A 7,103-nucleotide genomic window follows, 5' to 3' on the forward strand; every position below is an offset into this window, starting at 1 on the left:
TCGTACGTTCACCCTTCACGGAGGTACGGATCGAGGGGGGCCGATGGACGGACCGTCCGCCACGGAGCGGGAGGCGGGGGACGCAGGGGAGCGTGCCCCCGGGCAGGCGGAGACGCGTCTCCCGGGGCACGTCCAGGAGCGTGCCCCGAGGCAGGCGGAGGCGAGCGTCATCGCCACCCGAGGCCTCACCAAGCGCTACCGCGGCGGACAGCTCGCCGTCGACGGCCTCGACCTGACCGTCCCGGCGGGCAGTGTCTTCGGCTTCCTCGGTCCGAACGGCTCGGGCAAGACCACCACCATCCGCATGCTGATGGGCCTGATCGAGCCCACGGCAGGCACGGCCCACGTGCTGGGCCGCCCGATGCCCCGGGCGGCCCGGTCCGTCCTCCCCCAGGTCGGCGCGCTCATCGAGGGCCCCGCGCTGTACGGCTTCCTCTCCGGCCGGGACAACCTCCTGCGCTACGACGCCGCCGACCCGACCGCCGACCCCCGTACCCGGCACGCCCGCGTCGCCGCCGCGCTGGACCGGGTGGGCCTCGCGGCCGCCGCCGGCAAGAAGGCGAAGGCGTACTCGCTGGGCATGAGACAGCGCCTCGGTCTGGCCGCCGCGCTGCTCCAGCCGCGCCGGCTGCTCGTCCTGGACGAACCCACCAACGGCCTCGACCCGCAGGGCATGCGCGAGATCCGCTCCCTGATCCGGGAGCTGGCCGCCGACGGCACGACCGTCTTCCTCTCCTCCCACCTCCTCGACGAGATCGAGCAGGTCTGCACCCACGCGGCGGTCATGGCGCGGGGCCGGCTCATCACCCAGGGCGCGGTGGCCGACCTGGCGGCCGGGGCTCGCGGCCGGCTGGTGGTGACCACACCGGATCCGGCCGAGGCGGCCCGGGTGCTGAAGGAGCAGGGCGTCGGCGACGTCACCGCGGACGGCGACCGGGTCACCGGCGAACCTCCCGCACGGGACCTGGCCGAGGTGAACGCGGCCCTGGTCGAGGCGGGGATCCGGGTCCGGGGGTTCACAGTCGAACGGGCCTCGCTGGAGGACGCGTTCGTGGCGCTGACGGGGGAGGGCTTCGATGTCGCGGGCTGAGATGGTCCCCGCGTCCGGGACGGCCCCTGCATCCGCGGTGCGTCGGCGGAACCCTCTGTGGACGTTCGGGCTGCTGCTCAGCGAACTCGTCACGACCCTGCGCCGCTGGCGCACGCTCGCCCTGCTCGGGGTGCTGGCCGCCGTGCCGGTGCTGGTCGGGATCGTGGTGAAGATCCAGACGCGGGGCGGCCGCACGGTGGACCACAGCGGTCAGGGCCCGGCATTCATGACACAGATCACCAACAACGGCCTGTTCCTGGTGTTCACGGCCCTGGCTGCGACCCTGCCCTTCTTCCTGCCGATGGCTGTCGGGGTCGTCGCGGGCGACGCGATAGCGGGCGAAGCCGGCGCGGGCACCCTGCGCTATCTGCTGGTCGCCCCGGCCGGCCGCACTCGGCTGCTGCTTACCAAGTACACGACGGTGATGGCCTTCTGCCTGCTGGCCACGCTGGTCGTGGCCGCCTCGGCGCTGATCGTGGGCGCGCTGCTCTTCCCGCTGGGCGACCTCACGACGATATCCGGCACCCGGATCAGCTTCACCGAAGGCCTCGGCCGGGCCCTGCTGATCGCCCTGGTGGTCGCCGCCTCACTGGTCGGCGTGGCGGCGCTCGGCCTGTTCGTCTCGACCCTCACGAACAGCGGCATCGCGGCGATGGCGACGACCGTCGGCATACTCGTCATGGTCCAGATACTCGACCAGATACCCCAGTTGGACGCGGTCCGGCCGTACCTCTTCTCGCACTACTGGCTGTCCTTCGCCGACCTCGTGCGCGACCCCGTCTACTGGGACGGCCTGGTGAAGAACCTCGGCCTCCAGGCGCTGTACGCGGCCGTGTTCGGCTCGGCGGCGTGGGCGCGGTTCACGACGAAGGACATCAGTGCCTGATTCCCCCTTCGGGCCGCCTCAGGCGACGTCGTACGGGAAGCGCGCGAGGGGCGGGTCCTGCGCGAAGAACGTCTTCGCGCGGGCCAGCGCGTCGGCGTCCTTCAGCACGTCACCCGGAGCGCTGCCGTTGCCCAGCAGGACGCCGCCGAAGCGCATCCCCATGTAGGCGGCCGAGTTGTTGAGGGTGCCGATGTAGGGCTCGGCGACCGACGTCTCGGCATGGGCGAGCGCGGCGATGCCCCAGAGGGTGCGCCCGGCCAGGGTGGCCTTGAAGTCGACGCCCGGGGTGCGCAGCCAGCCCGACCAGTGGTCCAGATAGCGCTTGGTGAGGCCGGACACCGAGTACCAGTACAGCGGGGAGGCGATCACGATGTCGGTGGCCGCGAGGGTGGCGTCCAGCAGCAGACCGGTCGCGCTGTCCGCCGGCGGCCGTACGTGGTCGGCGTCGTGCCGCAGGTCCACGAAGTCGGGCAGCGGGTGCTCGGCCAGGCGGATCCAGCGCTGTTCGACGTCACCGGACAGTTGCTCGGCCGCCGTGCGGGCCAGCAGTTCGGTGTTGCCCTCGGCGCGGGCGCTGCCCAGGACGAAGAGAAAACGACGGTTCATGGGTCCCCCGTGGCGTGCTGTCGTACGGGCGAATGAAGACATGTGCATCTTATGCACATGCAAGCAATCTGCGCCAGGGTGCGGCTGGTGCGATGCTGTGACGCTGCGGTGACGCGGAAACCGAAGGGAGCCGACACACTGGTCGGCAGGACGCGTACGACCGGATCGCGACGCCGGGGGAGTGAGGGAAAACCGATGTCTCGAGTCAGCTTCGAGAAGAAGCGGGCGCAGCAGCCCGTGACGCATCCGGCGGTGGTACCGGTCCGGGTGTTCGGCGCGGGGGGCGCGTCGGTGGACGGGACGTCGGTGGTGGCGGCGCCGGGCGAGGAGATCCAGCAGGCCGTCCTCAACCACCTCCAGCGCCTGGCCATCAGCCTCGGCGCCCCGATACGCGTCACGATTCACGACGACCGCGCGGGCTGCGTGGTTCCGCTGGAGGTCTCGGCGGACGGCTCCAGCCGGGTCACGGGGCAGGCCGTACGGGTGGCCGCGCCGGCGAAGCCGGAAGCGGCGGCCGCCGCTTCACCACCGGGTCGGCCGACCGCGGCGGGCGTCACGGCGGGCGTCCCCTCACAGGTGGCCGTCAGCCGACAGGCGGTTGTCGGTCCGCAGGCACCCGAGATTCCGCAGGCACCCGAGATTCCGCAGGCACGCGACATTCCACAGGCAGCCATGATTCCGCAGGCTTCCGTGCCTTCGCCGCAGGGCGTGCGGGACCTGCCCCCGGTGAAGCAGCCGGCGCCCGTGCCGGCCGCAGCCGTGCAGGCGCCGACGGGACAGTTCGGCCCCGCGCCGGCCATGTCGGTCGCGAAGGCCCCGGCGCCCGTCGCCTACGTCCCCGAGCCCGAGCCCGCCTCCACGGCTTCCCCCACCCCGGCCCGGGGTTTCGACGCCGTCGCCGAGGAGGTGCTCGGTGACCGACCCGTGACCGAGACCGAGGAGGGGGCCGAGTTGCTCACCGAGCCGATGACGCAGATCAACGAGGCCGTGCGGGCCGGCCGTATCGAGGCGGCGGCGCAGCTCGCCGACCGTACGGTCGCCGAGGCGTCCACCGTGCTGGGCCCTCGCCATGCCGAGGTGTTGCACCTGCGCGAACTGGCGGCCTACATCGCCTACTTGGGAGGCGATCCGGTCGGCGCCTGCCGGCAGTCCCTGGACCTCGCCCGGCTGCGTCGGCAGGCGCGGGACGCGGAAGCCGCCTACGGCAACGTGCAGAGCGCGGCGACGGCGTGGCGTGCGGTGCGCGAGCCCGAGGAGGGCCTGCGGCTGGGGCGCGACCTCATCGAGCTGTGGGCGGACCTCACCACCGAGCCGGGCCCCGCTGCCGACGACCTGCGCCCCCTGGAGTCCGCCCGCGCCCGCATGGTCCGCCTGACCGACCGAGCGGCTCGCGCCGCCCAGGCCTGACCACCGCACGGCCTGACGTCCCGCCCCCGGACCCGATGACCGTCCAAGCCCGACAACGGCCTGGCCCCGACAATCCACCTTGGCCGAACCGGCCCGGTGACAGCCCTACTGCACGCAGAACTCGTTGCCCTCCGGGTCCGCCATCACCGCCCACTCACCGGCGGGCTCCTTCACCTCGCGCAGCAGTCGCGCGCCCAGCCCCCGCAGCCGGGCCACCTCATCCGCGCGCTGTCCGGCCCCCGCGTGCAGGTCGAGGTGGAGCCGGTTCTTGACGGTCTTCGGCTCCGGCACGCGCTGGAACAGCAGCCGCCGCCCGAGTCCGGTGCCGGTCTCCGGGTCGTACGGGTCGTCGGGGTGCCGTACGGCGACCAGGTCACGGAAGGCGGGCCGGCCGTGGTACTCGACCGTGGCCTCGCCGGGCAGCGCGCCGAGGGAGAGCAGCCGTTCGATCAGAGCGCTGTTGTCCTCGGGCGTGTAGTGCAGCGCGGCGGCCCAGAAGTCGGCCTGGGCGTGCGGGTCGGCCGCGTCGATGACGAGCTTCCAGTGCAGTGGTGCGGGTGTCTGCGTCGACATGGTCGTCACTTATAGCGCGTGGCACTGACAACGGCCGTCAGGCGTCCCCCACTGCCCACGGCAGTGGCCGTCAGGCCTCCACCGCGGTCGGTTCCGTCCGTTCGCCGCGCGCCACCACCAGCGATGCCCGGGCCCGGCGCGCGGAGCGCAGCGCGTCGCCCGTGAGCAGCATCAGCGCCAGCCAGACCAGCGCGAACCCGGCCCAGCGCTCGGGTGGCATGGCCTCGTGGAAGTAGAGGATGCCGAGCAGGAACTGGAAGACGGGCGCCAGGTACTGCAGCAGGCCCAGCGTGGAGAGGGGGACGCGGATCGCCGCCGCGCCGAAGCAGACCAGGGGCAGCGCGGTGACCAGGCCGGTGGAGGCGAGGAGAGCCGCGTGCCCGGTCCCGTCGTTCAGGAAACTGGCCTTCCCGTGCGCGCCGAGCCAGAGCAGATAGCCGAGCGCGGGCAGGAACTGGATCGCGGTCTCGGCGGCCAGCGACTCCAGGCCACCGAGGGCGACCTTCTTCTTGACCAGGCCGTAGGTGGCGAAGGAGAACGCGAGGACGAGCGAGATCCACGGAGGGCGGCCGTAGCCGACGGTCAGCACGACGACGGCGGCGAGGCCGGTCGCGACCGCCGCCCACTGCACGGGCCGCAGCCGCTCCTTCAGCAGCAGCACGCCCATCGCGATGGTCACCAACGGGTTGATGAAGTACCCGAGGGAGGCCTCGACCACATGGCCGGAGTTCACCGACCAGATGTAGACGCCCCAGTTCACGGTGATGACGGCGGCGGCCACGGTGATGAGCCCGAGCCGGCGGGGCTGGCGCAGCAACTCACCCGCCCACGCCCAGCGCCGTACGAAGAGCAGGGCGATCGCGACGACGACCAGGGACCACACCATGCGGTGGGCGAGGATCTCTACCGCCCCTGCGGGCTTCAGCAGCGGCCAGAACAGGGGCACCAGGCCCCACATGCCGTAGGCCGCGAAGCCGTTCAGCAGGCCTATCCGGTGCTCACCCTTGGACTTCCCGGCCACGGGCCCCTCCCTCTCACATCAAGCACGCGAGAACGAAGGTAGCGCCGAACACCCCGGCTGTCATGTCCGTATCGCCATACGGTCATGACAGCCGGGGTGCAGCGGGCTCGCTCAGCCCTTCAGTGCGGCGGTGACCGCCTCCGCCAGCGGGGTGGTGGGACGGCCGATCAGCCGCGACAGGTCACCGGAGGAGACCACCAGCTCACCCTTCTCGATCGAGGCGTCCACGCCGGCCAGGATCGAGGCGAGCGGCCCGGGCAGCCCGGCGCCGGTCAGGATGCCGGCGAAGGCCTCGACGGAGACGGCGTTGTAGACGATCTCCTTGCCGGTCTGCCGGCTCAGCTCGGCCGCGTACTCCGCGAAGTCCCACGCCTCGTCGCCGCCCAGCTCGTACGTCGTGTTCTCGTGACCCTCGCCGGTCAGCACCGCCACCGCGGCGGCGGCGTAGTCGGCGCGGGCGGCCGAGGAGACCCGGCCGTCGCCGGCGGCCTGGACGACCGCGCCGTGCTCCAGCACCGGGGCCAGGTTCTCGGTGTAGTTCTCGTGGTACCAGCCGTTGCGCAGCAGCGTGTACGGCAGGCCCGAGGCGAGCAGCACCTCCTCCGTCGCCCGGTGGTCGTCCGCGAGCGCGGCCGTCAGGCTCCCGGGGGCGCTGGTGTAGGCGAGCAGCGCCACACCCGCGGCCTTCGCGGCGTCGATGACGACCCGGTGCTGCTGCACCCTGCCCTTGTCGAACTCGTTGCCGGAGATCAGCAGGACCTTGTCACCGGCGGCGAACAGGCCGTCGAAGGTCTCGGGCGCGTTGTAGTCGGCGACGGCGAGCTTCACCCCGCGGGCCGCGAAATCGGCGGCCTTGGCGTCATCGCGTACCACGGCGGTGATCTCCTGCGCCGGAACCTTCTCCAGCAGCTGCTCCACGACGTGCCGGCCGAGGTGTCCGGTGGCTCCGGTGACGACGATGCTCATGGTTCAGAACTCCTTGTGGGATGCCGTGTCTCTGCGTATGACACTCACCTTAGGAGGGGCGCTAACCCGGCGAAAGTACCCACTTTGAAGTAAGGTACGGGCATGCCGGTAAGTCAGTGGAAGAGTGACGGCGAGGCCATGTGCCCCCACCGCCTGGTCCTGGAGCATGTCACCAGCCGCTGGGGCGTGCTGGTGCTGATCCAGCTCCTCGACCGCCCGTATCGCTTCAGCGAACTGCGCCGGGCGATCAGCGGCCTCGGCGGGCGCGGCGTCAGCGAGAAGATGCTCACCCAGACCCTCCAGACCCTGGAGCGCGACGGCCTCGTCCACCGGGACGCCAAGCCCGTCATCCCGCCGCGCGTCGACTACTCCCTGACCGGGCTGGGCCGTGAGGCGGCGGAGCAGGTGCGCGCCCTGGCCCGGTGGACCGAGCGCCGCATGGACGATGTGCTCAGCGCGCGCCGGGCGTACGACGAGGCCCGGGACGTGCGGTCCCGGGCCTGGTGAGGGAGGAGCGGGGTCAGCCGATGACGGTCCAGGTGTCGCCGCCGGCG

At 72.0% G+C, this 7,103-nt stretch carries 8 protein-coding genes; 4 read left to right on the top strand and 4 right to left on the bottom strand.

The annotated features are described in order from the left end of the window. Positions 1-43 precede the first annotated feature (43 nt). A complete protein-coding gene (locus ACWC2T_RS18265; protein ID WP_450671343.1) occupies positions 44-1,090 on the top strand; it encodes an ATP-binding cassette domain-containing protein in 1,047 nt (348 codons plus the stop codon). Then, a complete protein-coding gene (locus ACWC2T_RS18270; protein ID WP_450671344.1) occupies positions 1,077-1,976 on the top strand; it encodes an ABC transporter permease in 900 nt (299 codons plus the stop codon). Before ACWC2T_RS18265 ends, ACWC2T_RS18270 begins: the two co-directional genes overlap by 14 nt. A gap of 18 nt (positions 1,977-1,994) precedes the next feature. Here ACWC2T_RS18270 and ACWC2T_RS18275 read toward each other — a convergent pair whose 3' ends face one another. Continuing rightward, complete coding sequence (locus tag ACWC2T_RS18275; protein ID WP_450671345.1) at positions 1,995-2,582, bottom strand: flavodoxin family protein; 588 nt, start codon at positions 2,580-2,582, stop codon at positions 1,995-1,997. 195 nt (positions 2,583-2,777) lie between these two features. On the opposite strand from ACWC2T_RS18275, the gene ACWC2T_RS18280 reads away from it, so the two are divergent. Beyond that, entirely contained in the window at positions 2,778-3,989 is a 1,212-nt protein-coding gene (locus ACWC2T_RS18280; protein ID WP_450671346.1) for a hypothetical protein, read from the top strand. Between the two features lie 105 nt (positions 3,990-4,094). Here the strand turns inward: ACWC2T_RS18280 and ACWC2T_RS18285 are convergent, their stop codons facing one another. From ACWC2T_RS18285 to ACWC2T_RS18295, 3 genes are all read right to left on the bottom strand, one after another. After that, complete coding sequence (locus ACWC2T_RS18285; RefSeq protein WP_450671347.1) at positions 4,095-4,562, bottom strand: VOC family protein; 468 nt, start codon at positions 4,560-4,562, stop codon at positions 4,095-4,097. A gap of 70 nt (positions 4,563-4,632) precedes the next feature. After that, the gene (gene rarD, locus ACWC2T_RS18290; protein WP_450671348.1) at positions 4,633-5,583 is read right to left on the bottom strand and encodes an EamA family transporter RarD; all 951 of its coding nucleotides are present in this window, start codon (positions 5,581-5,583) and stop codon (positions 4,633-4,635) included. A 111-nt stretch (positions 5,584-5,694) separates the two neighbouring features. After that, positions 5,695-6,549, bottom strand: a complete 855-nt coding sequence (locus tag ACWC2T_RS18295; protein WP_450671349.1) for an SDR family oxidoreductase — start codon at positions 6,547-6,549, stop codon at positions 5,695-5,697. A gap of 102 nt (positions 6,550-6,651) precedes the next feature. Here ACWC2T_RS18295 and ACWC2T_RS18300 point away from each other — a divergent pair, with 102 nt between their 5' ends. Beyond that, the gene (locus ACWC2T_RS18300) at positions 6,652-7,056 is read left to right on the top strand and encodes a winged helix-turn-helix transcriptional regulator (RefSeq protein ID WP_450671350.1); all 405 of its coding nucleotides are present in this window, start codon (positions 6,652-6,654) and stop codon (positions 7,054-7,056) included. Positions 7,057-7,103 lie beyond the last annotated feature (47 nt).

The organism is Streptomyces sp. NPDC001393 (assembly GCF_053597455.1).